Here is a 13,819-nt window from a genome sequence, read left to right as displayed (position 1 = left end):
GTGATCCGCTCGTAGGCTGACATCCTGATCGCTCCGCATCGGCTGCAAAGCCGCTAGGCTAGCTGCCATACGTGATCGGGACATTTCTATCTGGCTGGATCGCGACATTACTATTTGGCCGTAACAGGTCGGCTGCGCATAAGTAGCCATTACGGTAAGTCAGCCCCGACACCGGGGCGGGGCCTGGTGGCCAGCACCTGGGCCCCTGGTTACCGCAATCGTCTATGCTGGAGTGCCAGAACCCCACCCTATGGCTTGCTGACTGCAAGCCCTGCCAGGTAAGCCCCATGACCGAAGGAATGGCTACGCTGATTTTCTCGACAAACTATCTGGGGCAGCCTCCCCAATTTGAGCACACCGATAACGTTCGGGTGCGGCTATCTCCGCTAGTTCCGGGGGTGTCCCAGCTGGAGTTCTGGGAGCCGGTAGCGGTACCGGCGAACGCAAACCGGATCAGGGTCGAGCTACACGACGGCCCAGCTTTCGAAGGCACCATCAAGCAGACTGACCGGGACGGTGATCGTCGGTGGCTATCATTTTCGGTCGAGAATATAGGTGGGCACTAGGTCGCCTGGGAAAGCGTCAGCCGGCACCGATTGACGGTGCTGGTCGAGCACTCCAACAGCCTGGCCGTCCCTCGTACCGACATCCCCTTGGCCAGGCACTCGCGAATTCGCGCGTGCAGCTTCTCATCCCGTGGTCGCCCCTTGTAGACCCCCGCCTCTTTCGCCTTGCGGATTCCCTGGGCAGCCCTGGCCCTGCGCGTCTCATAGTCTTTCCGGGCGAAGGCCGCCATGAATTCCAAGAACATCTGGCATAGAGCCCGCGTCATCCACTCTTGCAGGCCATCGCCACCGTCCGCCGCCGGCCGGATTAGTGCATGGGTCAGCGGTAGATCGAGGGACACCACCTGCAGGCCCGCCCGGGCGATCCGGTCACGCAGCTGGTCCCAGGTCGCACGGTCAAGACGGGACAGCCGGTCGACAGCTTCCACCAGCAGCACGTCCCCAGGCTCGGCATCGGCCAGCAAGCGCAGTAGTTCGCGACGATCCAGCAGTGTGCCGGAAGCGTTCTCGACGTAGGTCGCCGCGATCCGGGCGCCGTGCTCGGCGGCGAACGCGCGCAAGGCCTCCCGTGCTCGGGTGGCGTCCTGATCGTCGGTCGAGGCGCGAAGGTAGGCACGAACGAACATGGCGGGCTCCGGTGTAGTCGTTTGGAGTATCGAAATATACCTGTAGTCGTTTGGGTCCGCCTGACTACTTTTCGCCACGTCTTCGGGTGGCCTGACGGGCGTATCGCTTTAGGTATACCCAAATGATGAGTGCACATCGACGAACAATCTCATAGCTTTGATAGCTTTGATGTCCTGATGAATACCTTCACCCATTTAGGAGGTCTACCTAAGGAAGGCCATAGACCCTCAAAACGGTCGCGGGGTAGTCAGGATCGGGGAAGGACAAGCCAAGCCCCCCTTGAGTCGAGGTCTCTGACGTGGTAGACGTTCGACCAGTGCTCGTGATGACTGTGGTAGAATGTACCCGGCCAACGCAGTGTGTTTTTAAGTCAGCTTGATGACCGATGTTAGCTGGAGGTTATATGCTTGGACTCCTATTTAGAGCCAATAAACGTGAAAAGGAAATCCTCAAGTCACTTCGCAAGCTTAAAACACTACGTGTAAGCGAGCGCGGCGGCATGTCAATCGATTCTTCAGAAGTTTTGGCGAGTGACAGTTTCGTCAAGGCCAGCAAAAGAGCGAAGAATATAGTGGCTAATGGCTGATGGGGCTGCTGCTAATTCTTCCCATACTGGTCAGCGGATACCTATTCTGCAACGGAAGCATTTACAGACAGGCAACGATGAGCCGTTATGACGGCCAGCTTCTGTATATGCTTATCGCCAAAACCGGAATTCTTGTATTCGGTTTTGCCTGTGCTATCAGCTTTCCACTTATTTACATAAGCAAGCACGAAATTTTAGCATCTGTGCTAGGCGTCTATAGCGACTACATAAAATACATCAAAGGCTTCTTGGTAAGAAATCAAATTGCTGATGCTCCAAGCGCAACAATCTGGGCGTTCATGATCCAGACATCGGCGCTTTCTTTTATTATCGCCTGGTCTCTCCCCCGCCTTTTTACTCTCGCACTAATGCTTCGGCACTGGGCCAGCCTGAGTGAAATAAGAGCTTTGATCCTTGCATCTAAAGTACCTACGCGCCCTTTGACTCGACATTTAATGGATTCGATGCGTGATCCGGAAAATCTTTACATGTTTTCCATGGACGACCGCAAGGTTTACGTTGGCCGCGTCTCAGACATCGGAGATCTGCATGAAGCTGGTGGCATGGATGAAGACTTTGAGATAGTCCCTGTCATGAGTGGCTTCCGCGACAAGGATACTTTAAAAGTAACCTATACGACTGATTACTCTGCTGTAGTTGACCAAATGAGAGTACGAGGCAGGGATGTAGGATTCACTATTGCACTATCTCAAAAAAATATAGTATCGGTCAGCCGATTCGAAGATGAAGTCTGGAAACAGTTTAAGTCACAGCAAGCCCTGAACGAACGTGACGAAAAACTCAAAAAGCCCAGTCTTGCAAAACGAATCACTAAATTTTTATATGATTCATACCTGAAATAAAACCCTGCTCCTCCTGAGCATTTTCGGCCTTGCAGCGAAGACGATCGAGGTTGCCATGGACAAAGAAAATATACAGTCTGACATTGATGCACTGCTAACCTATATAAATGACGACATGGAAAACATAGGCGAGACGATCGACTCTGTTTACTTTAACTTCGACAAGGATGCGACTGACCGAGTAGCAATAGATGAATTGCTACACTGGCCTGAAGAACGTCTGTTCAAGATAATAAATATCTGTCACTCCCGCTCACTTTTGAAGAAACAAACTCAGGGTTTTCAACATGTGCGCTTAACAGAGGAAGGACAGAGCAGAGCCATATCCGTGAAGCATGGTAAAAACCGCTCTTACGAGCTAGGAGCAAGCATGCAAATCGCGACACTGAACGTTCATGGGCCGGCCCAAGTAGGCCACTACAATGTGCAAAATATCCATAACGTATTTAACGACTTGATAGCTAGAATTGATAAATCCGAAGCTACTGATGAAGAAAAGGCAGAAGCTAAAGGGAGATTATCATCATTTCTCAAGCATCCACTTGTAGGCGCCATCGTCGGGGGTTTGGCTGGCTCACTACCTGGCGTTTTTTAGCTATGGAAAGCTTTAAAAAGTCTATCGGTTTGCGATGTGCCTTCTGTCGTTCCTATGAGTTTGCACTGCCTTATGAGAACTACATGCCTCATCCCGGCAGCCTTGTAGTTTGCGCAAATTGCGGCAGAGAAAATGACATAACTTCAATGCTAATTTTTGCCAAGAGCAGTGGGGTTTCTCTAGTAAGAGAACATGTCCAGCAGCTGGTCGAGGAATTGGCAGATAGGATGCGAAAGGCATTTAAAAATCGCTAAAGCGTTTAGTTCAGGTAGCGGCGCACAGCGCTACTCAAGCATCAGCCGCCTCTTTTCAGTTAAGACTCTACCACTGGTACCACAGGGCGCTTGCGAGTATCAATACCATAAGCGAGAGCCCTAACAGTCCTGACTGTCGGGCATACAAAATTCCGAGGGCCCATCGCAGGGGCTTACGAAAAGCCACATTCAACTCATCAGCAATTTTTTTCCGCCTACGTTCACTGTCCGCCAGTTCAAGTTTTAGGCGCGAGGTCCGGACGTGGGAGGATGCAAGATAGTGATCTACCCTGTGCTCAATAATGTTTGCACGCCAAGATTCTACCTGGTTCAGTTCGCCTGCTTTCATTACTCGGGAAAACCCGGCTCGATGCTCGGCATCGGTGTAGTCGAAGGCAATGCCGAATCGCTCGTAAAACGAGTTTCGCCGGTTTCGTGCCTCATCCGATCCTGCTTGGCCGCTGACTAGCTCGATCCGCTTGACATCTGCTTCAGGCCATTGCTTTACCCACCGAACGATTTCGTTCAATAGGTAGGTACCTATTCGCTGACCTTTCATGCCTGATAGATCCATGAAGATCGCCCCCCTCGAACCTGCGCTTGAAGCGGATAATGACACGCAGTTCCAGTGACGTGAGTAACTACCATAGAAACGGCCTTGGTCGCCGTGCCCGCTTCCTCCTGTAGAAAGACGCTGGTAGCTGAGCTGGATACTTGCAGTGTCGACCTTAGCGCTACCATGATGCTGTTCATAGCTTTCTATTCGCTCTACTACAATCCATTCGATGGCTTCACCATCTGGTCTCTCTTTGTCTCTGACTTCCAGTATCAAGATACGAGGTTTCAGCGGATCCCCCCCATGGAATCCGTCTGTAAAGCTAGGGATCGACATAGTTGTTAGCCTTCTTTCGCAATGTGCGGCACTTCCATTATTTGGATCCTTGGTAGACTTCTTATGAGAACTCCTCAACCATCTAAGCGTACTTGAGTCTTTTCTGCGCTGTTTACTCAGGCGTGCCATTTAGCCTTGGTTCTGAATGCTACACCGCAATAGAGGATAACGGAGAACTTGCTTGGCTAAGGCACTACCCAAAACGCACTCTCAAGTAAGGGAATCCTAAATCGTCCAGACCTGGTCAATCCTGGTCGTGAAGCCCTGACTTAGCAGCTCCCGTCTCATGCTCCATCCTGGTGCTTCGCGGATACGAGCTGCTCGCAAGGCGCCGCGGCCGTACTTGCGGTTCACCGCATCCAGGGTCGCCATCAATTTGTCAGCGATGGCAGGCTGCGCCGGCGTGAAGAGGTCACCGGTGATCTCGCCGCGCTGGCAGATTTCGGCCAGCAGGATCTCGGCCTTGGAGTAGGCGTACCCTTCCCGGAAGATCCGGGCCAGCCCGAACTGGGCATACTGGATCAGCACCCGGGTGTCATCAGTGGGATATGGCAGCTGCAGGGTCACGCTGTTGGCGTAGCGTGGCTGATCGGGATTGAACATGCCGGTCTGAATGCCGACACGAAGGATCTGACACAGGGATTTCTGGGCCCTGAGCTTTTCTGCCGCACGCGAGGTGTAGCTGGCCACCGCCTCCGCCAGCGCAGAAAGCTGATACTGGCGAGTACCAAACATCCGGCTGCTGCAGATCATCTGCTTCGGCGGCTCAACCTCCTCGAGGTCGAGACAGCGCACTCCCCTGAGCTCCCGGGCAGTCTTCTCTAATACGACGCTAAATTGCTTGCGCAGCGACCAGGCATCGTACTGAGCGAGGTCCCAAGCCGTCTGGATACCCATGGCTTCCAGTTTCACCTGCAGCCGACGGCCGACGCCCCAGACCTCGTCGACTGGCAGCTTCCGCAGTACCTTGTCTCGTAGCTCCGGGTCACGGAGATCAACTACCCCACCCGTGCGATCGATCCAACGCTTGGCAGCATGGTTGGCGAGCTTGGCCAGCGTCTTGGTATTGGCGATACCAACGCCAACAGGGATGCGTGTCCACTGAAAGACCTTGTCCTTGATCGCTCGGCCCACGTCGATCAGCGGCTCCGGTATACCGGTCAAATCAGCAAAGCACTCGTCGATGCTATAGATCTCGTACGCGGGTACCAGGCTGCCGATCGTCCGCATTACCCGGTCACTGACGTCACCATAGAGCGCGTAATTGGAACTGAATGCCTGAACGCCATGCTGACGCGCAAACTCCCGCAGCTGGAACCATGGCGCCCCCATCTTGATCCCGAGCTGCTTGGCTTCGGCACTACGCGCGATGACACATCCATCGTTGTTGCTAAGCACGACAACCGGCACCCCGTTCAGGTCCGGCCTGAACACTCGCTCGCAGCTGCAATAAAAGCTGTTGCAATCAATGAGGGCATAGACCTGGTCAGGCATGACCGAGGCGCCGAAGGCAATCGGTAGCGATGCCCCAGACCTCAAATTCGTCCTCTTCCCTCACGGGGATGGGTTTGTAGTGCCGATTGGCCGAGTGCAGCTCGAACTGGCCGCTGGCATTTCGCTGCAACGTTTTGATCAACGGCTCGCGGTTGAGCGCCGCGACCACAACATCACCTGGCACCGCTTCACGTGCCCGCGTGATGATCAGCAAGTCATTCGGGAAGATGCCGAGGCCCATCATGCTGTCCCCGGTAGCGCGGACGATATAGGTATGCGGGGCCTTGATGTTCAGCAACTCATCGAGCGAGATGACCGACTCAAGATGGTCCTGCGCGGGTGACGGAAACCCGCAGGGGACACGGAAGAGGAAGACCGGTAGGGCCGTTTCAGACGGAGCCAGATTGGCAACAAATTCGATGGACATGGCAAAGCGAGCCTCCTTTCGTCAGACTGTGTATTTATACAGTTAGCAAAGGAATCGCTATGCTGTCCATCTGACGTCACTCGTCGCCGACGACTGGAGATTTATACATGCCTAAGCCCACTCAGCGTGATCTGACCTACTGCACGCTAGCTCTGCTGCTGGCGGTACGAATTCACGGGACTGAAAGTGCCGTCCGCGACACGGCGAAGCGCTGTGTAAAGCTGCTTCCTAAGCGGCAGCGCGACCTGATGTTGAACGTCGTTCAGGCTCAGTATCCCTTGGATCTGGTCCGCCATATCGCCCGAAACCTAGATGCATAACGTTTCACGGCGCCGATGAAGCAGTCCGCGCCACCGCCAGGCGCTGCCTGAAGCAGCTTCCAAAGCGCCAGCGGGACCTGATGTCCAACGTAATTCAGAGCCGCCATCCGCTGCAGATGGTGCGCGCCATTGCCTGCAATCTGGACTGAGGGCCGGCCTAGGGGTCCAGCTCGTCTAGCTTGCTTTTGGCCCACGTGTGACCGAAGTGACAAATTGCGGCAATGCTGGCAAACAGAAACAGGAGCGGCACGGAGTCTTTGGCAAGCGCTTCTTGATCAATAGGCTGATCACTCAGGCCGGATACGAAGACCAACATAACCGTCGCAAGAATAATCGCGAAAAGACAAGCAAACGCTAGCCGATACCCCTTCTTGCAATGCGCTGCGCGCTTTGACCATTCGTATCTACTCAAACCAACGCTCCACATCTATCAAGTTCTGTCTTAAGCACAGCAGCAAAATTACAGCCCGTCAAAGCTGGCGACTCCGGTCCGGAATGGCTTCCACTCATTTTCGGGAGTACCGGGAAGGCAGATCGCCACGGTCACCTGTTGTCCAGCCTGCGGATCGGCCGGCTTCAAAGCCACATGACGATAGACTGTGAAGTCGGGTCTAAACATCGTCGAGCTCTGGCTCCGATGGTATTCCCAGATCCCATACCCATTCGAGGTACTCACCTGGCGCTCCAGGTTGATAACCCTCCCCGTTTCCAGCCGAATCACCAGCATCCTTATAGTCCCTTTGCGAAAGCCAACAGCATAACCTGCCTGCTTCGCTCAGCCGGCCGGCCAGCCGGCCGAAGGGCGACCTAGGGCCAGATCAAGCCCGAAACTTAACCTCCTGGGACCTGGATAAGGTTTCCTGCTGACCCCCTTCAGCGCTTCTGCGACCGTGCACGGCATCCTGTGCGAGGTCCCCTATGAAGCGCCTTTCCCTCTCCCAAACGCTCGCTGCCATCGGCTTTGCCGCCTTGTCGGGCGCGTGCCTTTATCTCTACGTTGAGCTGTCCCACGTCAATCGTGACCTGAACGCGACGGCAGACCAGAACACTGTTCAAGCCATTACTCAGCGTCTGGACAAGATGCAGGACCAGATGGATGGCTTCGCCGGCGGCAAGCCTGTCCAAGACGCCGATTTCCGGGCCAGTCAGCAAGCGCTGTCCCAACGGATCGACACCGCCCAGGCCATGCTGGTGGAGATCCAGCGTGCGAATCAGACCGCGCTGCAGGGCATGGCCCAGGCCGGCGATCTGGTGGTCATCGAGGCGAAGATCGAAGGCCTGCAAAACGACCTTGGCGACCTGCGCAGGAGAGCAGTGGAGCCTGCCAAGGCGCCGCCGCCGCTGATCGTCCCCAAGCAGCGCAGCGCGCCGGCAACCGCACGCAAGCCCGAGCCGCCCAAGCCGGTCGACACCCCTCCCCCCTTCACAGTGGTCGGCATCGAGTACCGCGGCGGTGAGCGCTTCCTCTCCGTCGCTCCGCCCGGCAGCACCCAGCTCAGCGAGCTCTACTTGGTGCGCCCGGGCGACAACGTCGGCGGCACCCGCTGGCGGCTGGCCAATCTCGACGACCGCCAGGCGCAGTTCAGCGTCGACGGCGCGACCCGTACCCTTTCCGTCAAGTAGTAGAGGCAACTCATGCGCCCACAGTCCCTTCTCCTACCGGCGAGCCTTGCGATCGCCCTGATCCTGCTCTCGCCGTCCGCACCGGCACTCACCGCCGACCTTGTCGCCCCCCAAGTCTTCTCCGGCGAAACGGGTAGCGCTGAGCGCCAAAGTACGGTCCAGCGTAATGACAGTGCCGTCGCCCAGGAATGGGGTCTGAGCAGCCAGGAATTTCAACGCTACCGCACCCTGATGCAAGGCAGTCGCGGCGTCTACTCGCCCGGGCTGGATCCACTCACCGCCCTGGGCATCGAAGCTCAGTCCGATGCCGAGCGGCGTCGCTATGCCGAGCTGCAGGTCCGCGCCGAGGCGCAGCGGGTACAGAAGGAGCTGGCCTACGACCAGGCCTACCGCGACGCCTGGAATCGCCTCTACCCGAACCTGCAGCCAGTACAGGCCGGCGGCCAGGCCGCGCCGCAGGCCAGCCCCGCAGTACGCGGTAACGGGCGGCTCGCCGTGTTCGTGACGGACAGCTGCGCGGCCTGTACTGAGCGGGTCCAGGCCCTGCAGAGCGCTGGCCAGACCTTCGATCTCTATCTGATCGGTAGCCAGAACGACGATGCCAAGATCCGCCGCTGGGCGGTGCTCGCCGGCATTGATCCGGCCAAGGTGCGGACCCGACAGATCACCCTGAACCATGATGCTGGCCGCTGGGTCCAGCTCGGCCTGGGCGGAGAGCTGCCCGCGGCCGTGCGCGAGGTGAACGGACAATGGCTCAGGCAATGATCAGGGCGCTGGGCGCCGTTGTGCTCCTGCAGTCGATCGCGCTCGGCGCAATGGCGGCCGAGACCCCGCCGCCGGCCTATCAGCTGGCCGCTTATCAAGCCGGCATCCCTTCCGAGGTGCTGTACTCGGTTGCCCTGCAGGAGAGCGGCACTCGCCTGCGTGGCCAAGGGACGCGGCTGGTGCCCTGGCCCTGGACGCTAAACGTTGCCGGCGCCGGCTATCGCTTCGCCACCCGAGCCGATGCCTGTACCGCGCTGCTGGTCGCGCTCAACACCGCCGGCGCCAAGCGGGTCGACGTTGGCATCGCTCAGGTCAACATGGGCTGGAACGGGCATCGCTTCGGCCGCGGCGTCTCGCCCTGCGAGGCGCTCAACCCCTACAAAAACCTGGAAGTCGCGGCCCGGATGCTCGCTGAGCTGCGTGCACAGGGCGGCGACTGGATCAACGTCGCAGGCCGCTACCACCGCCCTGCCGGCGGCGCACCTGCCGCCAAGTACCGCGAGCTCTTCGCCAAACACCTGAGCCGGGTCACCGGCCTGAACCTCCTGGCCTCGAATCCATGAAGCAGATCCTCTCGCTCATCGCCCTGACCCTGCCACTGGCCGCCCAGGCAGCCAACCTCACCGTGGTCGAAGACCTCGGCGGCGTCTCCGCCCTGCCCTACTACCAGAGCCTGAACCCGGAGCCTGCGCAGGGACAGCGCCAAGCGCCGCTGCCACAGCCTGCCCAGGCCTTGGGCTTCCCCGTGCGATCGCAACGGCTCACCCCCGGCACCGTCCAGGGGCGCGCACTGAACGCACCGGGTCTGCAGCCCTTTTTCCTAATCGGTGATGACGACCTGTCTCGCCAGTGGCTAGCCAGCCGTGGCGAGACTCTGCAGCGCCTCGGCGCCGCTGGCCTGGCGGTCAATGTAGCCAGCGCCCAGCGCCTGGCTGCAATCCGCAGCTGGGCCCCCGGGCTGGCCATTAGTCCTGTGGTCGGCGATGACCTGGCTGCCCGCCTCGGGCTCGACCACTACCCCGTGCTCATCACCCCCACCGCTCTGGATCAATAGGAGTCCCTCATGCCTAGCCCCGCATCCCCGTATGTAACGCTGGTGATCCGCATGCCCGCCGGAGCCGCTGCTCGTGAAGCGCTCGCAGGCGACCTCGGCGTCTTGATCGACCTCCATGGCGGGGAGATCACGGGACGCTCGCTGGATGATGAGCTGACCCTCTGTGAGCGCTTCGAAGCAGCGCTGCCGCGTGACGAAGCCGAGGCTATCCGCAAAGAGCACGCCGCGGCCCTGCCGCTGCCAGGCGCTGGCGAGCTGGAGCACTGACCATGGCCCGCAATCATGCCCTGGACACACTGCTACGGCCGGCGGTGGAGCTCTACACGGTGCAGGTGTGCCTGGCCATGGCCTTCCTGTGCGTTTTCGCGCCTTGGGCGGTTGCCCTGACGCCCCTGTTCGGCCTGATCACGGCCGTCGCCTTCCTGGGCTTCGGGATCTACCGCTTGCGACAGGCGCTGCGTGTGCTGCGCTACCGGCGCAACATCCGGCGACTGTCGTTCTACAGCATGACCAGTAAGGAGATCCCGGTCAGCAATGAGCGGCTGTTCGTGGGCAAGGGTTTCCGCTGGGAGCAGAAACACACCCAGCGCCTGGTCGACACCTACCTGCCGCAGTACGCCCCCTATGTCGAGCCGTCGGAATGGACCAACAAGGCGCGGCGACTCGAGGCGCGCCTGGAATTCGCACCCTTCCCACTCACCCTGCTGGCCAAGGCTACCGCCTGGGACAACGCGGCGAACCCGTTCCGACCGCTGCCTCCGGTGGGCGGTCTGCCGCGCCTGCATGGCATTGAGCCCGAGGAGCACGACGTCACCCTGCCGCTGGGCGAGCGGGTGGGTCACACCATCGTCCTGGGCACCACTCGGGTGGGCAAGACGCGCCTGGCCGAGCTCTTCATCACCCAGGACATCCGCCGCAAGCGGCGCGGTCAGCATGAGGTGGTGATCGTCTTCGACCCCAAGGGCGATGCTGACCTGCTCAAGCGCATGTACGTCGAGTGCGAGCGCGCCGGCCGGGCCAACGAGTTCTACGTCTTCCACTTGGGCTGGCCGGACCACTCCGCGCGCTACAACGCGGTGGGGCGCTTCGGCCGGATCTCGGAGGTGGCCACCCGCGTCGCGGGCCAGCTGTCCAGCGAGGGCAATTCGGCAGCGTTCAAGGAATTCGCCTGGCGCTTCGTCAACATCATCGCCCGGGCCCTGGTCGCCCTCGGTCGGCGGCCGGACTACCTGCAGATCCAGCAGCACGTGATCAACATCGAGGGGCTGTTCCTGGAATACGCCCAGAAATACTTCGACGAGCATGATCCCAAGGCCTGGGAAAAGATCATCTTCATCGAGAGCAAGCTCAACGATAAGAACGTCCCCTTCAACATGAAGGGCCGACCACTGCGGGTCATCGCCATCGACCAGTACTTGAACCAGACCCGCGTGATGGATCCGGTCATGGACGGCCTGCGCAGCGCCGTGCGCTACGACAAGACCTACTTCGACAAGATTGTCGCCTCGCTGCTGCCGCTGCTGGAGAAACTCACCACCGGTCGCATGGCCGAGCTGATCGCTCCGGACTACCACGACGTCAACGACCCCCGGCCGATCTTCGACTGGATGCAGGTGGTGCGCAAACGCGCCGTGGTCTACGTCGGCCTGGACGCCCTTTCCGATACCGAGGTCGCCGCGGCGGTTGGCAACTCCATGTTCTCGGACCTGGTCTCGGTTGCCGGTCACATCTACAAGTACGGCATCGATGATGGCTTGCCCGGGGAGGCCAGCGGCAAGGTGGCCATCAACCTGCACGCCGACGAGTTCAACGAGCTGATCGGCGATGAGTTCATCCCCATGATCAACAAGGGTGGCGGCGCCGGTCTGCAGGTGACGGCCTACACTCAGACCCTGTCCGACATCGAGGCCAAGATCGGCAACCGCGCCAAGGCCGGGCAGATCATCGGAAACTTCAACAACCTCTTCATGCTGCGGGTCCGCGAGACGGCGACGGCTGAGCTGCTGACCAACCAGTTGCCCAAGGTGCAGGTCTTCACCGCCACGCCGGCGAGCAGCGCAAGCGACGCCGTCAACGGCAAGACCGCCTTCACCTCCAACACCCATGACCAGTTGAGCGCCACCAGCGTGCCCATGCTGGAGCCCGCCCATGTGGTGGGCCTACCCAAGGGCCAGTGCTACGCGCTGATTGAGGGTGGCAACCTGTGGAAGGTACGGATGCCGCTGCCAGCGGTGGATCCGGATGAAGCGATGCCCAAGGACCTGCAGGAGCTCGCGGAGAAGATGCGCAAGGCCTACCAGGTGGGCCAGGCCACCGGTAGTGAGTGGTGGGAGGCTCCAGGCCAACGCCGGGTCACAGACGACCTGCCGGTCGACCTACAGGACGACTTCCGGCAGATGGCCCAAGGCGCTGCAGACGAAGGAGACGCGGCATGACCACCGGCCCTGATCATGCCCGTCTCGTCGCCCTGGGCGCCGCTTGGTTGCGCCGGCAGGGCTTTCCCCTGGTCGCAACCGAGCTGCGGTGCTTCGGATCACGCGAGCAGCCGGATGTGCTGGGCTTTCGCAGCAACTGCTCGACGCTGATCGAGGTGAAGACCAGCCGCGCCGACTTCCTGGCCGACCGGAACAAGCCTGAGCGCACCGCCGGCGGCCTAGGGCTCTATCGCTTCTACCTCTGTCCCGAAGGGCTGCTGCAGGCCGCTGACCTACCGCCGGGTTGGGGCTTGCTGGTAGCCACCGGCCGCCAGGTAGCCGAGGTCGTGCGGCCCCGCGGCAACCTCTGGCCGCCGGCAGGGCGAGCCGGTGGCACTGAGTGGGAAGCCTTCCAGCATCAGCCGGATCTTGCCGCCGAGCGCCAGGCGCTCTTCTCCATCGCCCGGCGCGCCAGCGCCGCTCCTCGAGGACGCCGATAATGGCCGACGTCGCCCAGCGCGCTCAGCAACAGCAGGTCAAAGAGCAGACCTTTATCGGGTCGGTGCTCAGCTTCCCCTTTCACTTCATCGGCGTGATGTTCCTGTCCCTGGGCGGTGCCATCCTGGTTGATTGGCTTTGCCTCTACTTCTTCTGGCCGGAAGCTGGCTGGCACCACGCGAAAGGCATGCTTGATCACGAGCTGGGCTGGCTGTCCCAGGGATTTCTCTCCAGCGTCGTGGTTCAGGAGCCCGGGCACACGGCGACCTGGCTGGTAGGGCTGCTCTACGACTGGCTCTTTGTGAAAACAGGACTGGTTCAGTGGCTGACCGGGATGCAGCAACTGGCGGCAGCCGGCCCGCGGAGCGAGCTCGATGTGCGCTACCTGGCCGCGCAGAGTGTCACGACGGTGCAGACCTATGGCCTATCTGCCCTCTTCACCATTCTGGTGTTCTGCGTGCGCCTGGTGATCCTGATCCTGGCGGTACCGCTCTTCGCCATGGCCGCCTTGGTCGGCTTCATTGATGGCCTGGTGCGACGCGACATCCGCAAGTTCAGCGCCGGCCGGGAGTCGAGCTACTTCTACCACAAGGCCCGCAGCACCATGTTGCCGTTGGCCCTGCTGCCCTGGTCGCTGTACCTGGCCTTGCCGATCAGTGTGAGCCCACTCCTGGTGCTACTGCCGTGTGCGGCGCTGCTCGCCCTCTCGGTGAACCTTACGACCGCCTCGTTCAAGAAATACCTGTAGTCACCGGCGTGCTCCGTGGCCACGCCCCGGTCACAGAGCGATTCGATCCAACATCAAAATACAGGGGTGGTATTGAAAATCTGTCCCAGCCAA

17 protein-coding genes are annotated in these 13,819 nt (G+C 59.6%); 13 read left to right on the top strand and 4 right to left on the bottom strand.

The window, feature by feature from the left end; translation table 11 throughout:
- Window positions 1–562: 562 nt before the first annotated feature.
- Window positions 563–1,192, bottom strand: a complete 630-nt coding sequence (locus CFE50_RS16155) for a recombinase family protein (protein WP_044340854.1) — start codon at window positions 1,190–1,192, stop codon at window positions 563–565.
- Window positions 1,193–1,596: 404 nt separating this feature from the next.
- On the opposite strand from CFE50_RS16155, the gene CFE50_RS16150 reads away from it, so the two are divergent.
- From CFE50_RS16150 to CFE50_RS16140, 3 genes are all read left to right on the top strand, one after another.
- Complete coding sequence (locus CFE50_RS16150; protein WP_144959397.1) at window positions 1,597–1,779, top strand: hypothetical protein; 183 nt, start codon at window positions 1,597–1,599, stop codon at window positions 1,777–1,779.
- 77 nt (window positions 1,780–1,856) lie between these two features.
- Window positions 1,857–2,642, top strand: a complete 786-nt coding sequence (locus CFE50_RS16145) for a hypothetical protein (RefSeq protein ID WP_258196345.1) — start codon at window positions 1,857–1,859, stop codon at window positions 2,640–2,642.
- Between the two features lie 55 nt (window positions 2,643–2,697).
- Window positions 2,698–3,237: a hypothetical protein gene (locus tag CFE50_RS16140; protein ID WP_286734912.1), complete on the top strand. Its 540-nt coding sequence runs from the start codon at window positions 2,698–2,700 to the stop codon at window positions 3,235–3,237.
- A gap of 321 nt (window positions 3,238–3,558) precedes the next feature.
- Here CFE50_RS16140 and CFE50_RS16135 read toward each other — a convergent pair whose 3' ends face one another.
- The 3 genes from CFE50_RS16135 to CFE50_RS16125 form a co-directional block, all read right to left on the bottom strand.
- On the bottom strand, window positions 3,559–4,383 hold the full coding sequence (locus CFE50_RS16135; RefSeq protein ID WP_144959403.1) for a hypothetical protein: 825 nt from the start codon (window positions 4,381–4,383) through the stop codon (window positions 3,559–3,561).
- A 225-nt stretch (window positions 4,384–4,608) separates the two neighbouring features.
- Window positions 4,609–5,877: a Y-family DNA polymerase gene (locus CFE50_RS16130; protein ID WP_144959405.1), complete on the bottom strand. Its 1,269-nt coding sequence runs from the start codon at window positions 5,875–5,877 to the stop codon at window positions 4,609–4,611.
- Window positions 5,870–6,304 (bottom strand): LexA family protein, encoded by a 435-nt coding sequence (locus CFE50_RS16125; protein WP_144959407.1) that lies wholly within the window; start codon window positions 6,302–6,304, stop codon window positions 5,870–5,872. The genes CFE50_RS16130 and CFE50_RS16125 overlap by 8 nt, the downstream gene beginning before the upstream one ends.
- A gap of 107 nt (window positions 6,305–6,411) precedes the next feature.
- Here CFE50_RS16125 and CFE50_RS22870 point away from each other — a divergent pair, with 107 nt between their 5' ends.
- The 10 genes from CFE50_RS22870 to CFE50_RS16080 all read left to right on the top strand — a co-directional run bounded on the left by CFE50_RS22870 (window position 6,412) and on the right by CFE50_RS16080 (window position 13,726).
- On the top strand, window positions 6,412–6,624 hold the full coding sequence (locus CFE50_RS22870) for a DUF7740 domain-containing protein (protein ID WP_144959409.1): 213 nt from the start codon (window positions 6,412–6,414) through the stop codon (window positions 6,622–6,624).
- Entirely contained in the window at window positions 6,621–6,773 is a 153-nt protein-coding gene (locus tag CFE50_RS22865; protein WP_437127523.1) for a DUF7740 domain-containing protein, read from the top strand. The genes CFE50_RS22870 and CFE50_RS22865 overlap by 4 nt, the downstream gene beginning before the upstream one ends.
- 769 nt (window positions 6,774–7,542) lie before the next feature.
- The gene (locus CFE50_RS16115) at window positions 7,543–8,247 is read left to right on the top strand and encodes a hypothetical protein (RefSeq protein WP_044340855.1); all 705 of its coding nucleotides are present in this window, start codon (window positions 7,543–7,545) and stop codon (window positions 8,245–8,247) included.
- Window positions 8,248–8,259: 12 nt separating this feature from the next.
- On the top strand, window positions 8,260–9,012 hold the full coding sequence (locus CFE50_RS16110; RefSeq protein WP_286734909.1) for a TIGR03759 family integrating conjugative element protein: 753 nt from the start codon (window positions 8,260–8,262) through the stop codon (window positions 9,010–9,012).
- Window positions 9,009–9,575: a transglycosylase SLT domain-containing protein gene (locus CFE50_RS16105; RefSeq protein WP_144959918.1), complete on the top strand. Its 567-nt coding sequence runs from the start codon at window positions 9,009–9,011 to the stop codon at window positions 9,573–9,575. Before CFE50_RS16110 ends, CFE50_RS16105 begins: the two co-directional genes overlap by 4 nt.
- Window positions 9,572–10,066, top strand: a complete 495-nt coding sequence (locus CFE50_RS16100) for an integrating conjugative element protein (RefSeq protein ID WP_286734906.1) — start codon at window positions 9,572–9,574, stop codon at window positions 10,064–10,066. The genes CFE50_RS16105 and CFE50_RS16100 overlap by 4 nt, the downstream gene beginning before the upstream one ends.
- Window positions 10,067–10,075: 9 nt before the next feature.
- Window positions 10,076–10,333 carry a hypothetical protein gene (locus CFE50_RS16095; RefSeq protein WP_044340859.1) on the top strand — a complete coding sequence of 86 codons (258 nt, stop codon included), beginning with the start codon at window positions 10,076–10,078 and terminating at the stop codon, window positions 10,331–10,333.
- 2 nt (window positions 10,334–10,335) lie between these two features.
- On the top strand, window positions 10,336–12,501 hold the full coding sequence (gene traD, locus CFE50_RS16090) for a type IV conjugative transfer system coupling protein TraD (RefSeq protein WP_286734904.1): 2,166 nt from the start codon (window positions 10,336–10,338) through the stop codon (window positions 12,499–12,501).
- A complete protein-coding gene (locus CFE50_RS16085; RefSeq protein ID WP_286734902.1) occupies window positions 12,498–12,980 on the top strand; it encodes a hypothetical protein in 483 nt (160 codons plus the stop codon). Before traD ends, CFE50_RS16085 begins: the two co-directional genes overlap by 4 nt.
- On the top strand, window positions 12,980–13,726 hold the full coding sequence (locus CFE50_RS16080) for a TIGR03747 family integrating conjugative element membrane protein (protein ID WP_058783943.1): 747 nt from the start codon (window positions 12,980–12,982) through the stop codon (window positions 13,724–13,726). The genes CFE50_RS16085 and CFE50_RS16080 overlap by 1 nt, the downstream gene beginning before the upstream one ends.
- Window positions 13,727–13,819: the final 93 nt, after the last annotated feature.

The sequence above is a fragment of the Pseudomonas sp. PGPPP4 genome, assembly GCF_002256045.1.
In the GTDB taxonomy this organism is placed as follows: Bacteria; Pseudomonadota; Gammaproteobacteria; order Pseudomonadales; family Pseudomonadaceae; genus Chryseomonas; species Chryseomonas oryzihabitans.
This window is presented reverse-complemented; position numbering and strand designations above follow the sequence as displayed.

What these genes read in the sequence shown, in the direction of transcription:
- CFE50_RS16155 (WP_044340854.1), bottom strand. Translation starts at nt 1,192, where the DNA reads ATGTTCGTTCGTGCCTACCTTCGCGCCTCGACCGACGATCAGGACGCC.
- CFE50_RS16150 (WP_144959397.1), top strand. Translation starts at nt 1,597, where the DNA reads ATGCTTGGACTCCTATTTAGAGCCAATAAACGTGAAAAGGAAATCCTC.
- CFE50_RS16145 (WP_258196345.1), top strand. Translation starts at nt 1,857, where the DNA reads ATGAGCCGTTATGACGGCCAGCTTCTGTATATGCTTATCGCCAAAACC.
- CFE50_RS16140 (WP_286734912.1), top strand. Translation starts at nt 2,698, where the DNA reads ATGGACAAAGAAAATATACAGTCTGACATTGATGCACTGCTAACCTAT.
- CFE50_RS16135 (WP_144959403.1), bottom strand. Translation starts at nt 4,383, where the DNA reads ATGTCGATCCCTAGCTTTACAGACGGATTCCATGGGGGGGATCCGCTG.
- CFE50_RS16130 (WP_144959405.1), bottom strand. Translation starts at nt 5,877, where the DNA reads ATGCCTGACCAGGTCTATGCCCTCATTGATTGCAACAGCTTTTATTGC.
- CFE50_RS16125 (WP_144959407.1), bottom strand. Translation starts at nt 6,304, where the DNA reads ATGTCCATCGAATTTGTTGCCAATCTGGCTCCGTCTGAAACGGCCCTA.
- CFE50_RS22870 (WP_144959409.1), top strand. Translation starts at nt 6,412, where the DNA reads ATGCCTAAGCCCACTCAGCGTGATCTGACCTACTGCACGCTAGCTCTG.
- CFE50_RS16115 (WP_044340855.1), top strand. Translation starts at nt 7,543, where the DNA reads ATGAAGCGCCTTTCCCTCTCCCAAACGCTCGCTGCCATCGGCTTTGCC.
- CFE50_RS16110 (WP_286734909.1), top strand. Translation starts at nt 8,260, where the DNA reads ATGCGCCCACAGTCCCTTCTCCTACCGGCGAGCCTTGCGATCGCCCTG.
- CFE50_RS16105 (WP_144959918.1), top strand. Translation starts at nt 9,009, where the DNA reads ATGATCAGGGCGCTGGGCGCCGTTGTGCTCCTGCAGTCGATCGCGCTC.
- CFE50_RS16100 (WP_286734906.1), top strand. Translation starts at nt 9,572, where the DNA reads ATGAAGCAGATCCTCTCGCTCATCGCCCTGACCCTGCCACTGGCCGCC.
- CFE50_RS16095 (WP_044340859.1), top strand. Translation starts at nt 10,076, where the DNA reads ATGCCTAGCCCCGCATCCCCGTATGTAACGCTGGTGATCCGCATGCCC.
- traD (WP_286734904.1), top strand. Translation starts at nt 10,336, where the DNA reads ATGGCCCGCAATCATGCCCTGGACACACTGCTACGGCCGGCGGTGGAG.
- CFE50_RS16085 (WP_286734902.1), top strand. Translation starts at nt 12,498, where the DNA reads ATGACCACCGGCCCTGATCATGCCCGTCTCGTCGCCCTGGGCGCCGCT.
- CFE50_RS16080 (WP_058783943.1), top strand. Translation starts at nt 12,980, where the DNA reads ATGGCCGACGTCGCCCAGCGCGCTCAGCAACAGCAGGTCAAAGAGCAG.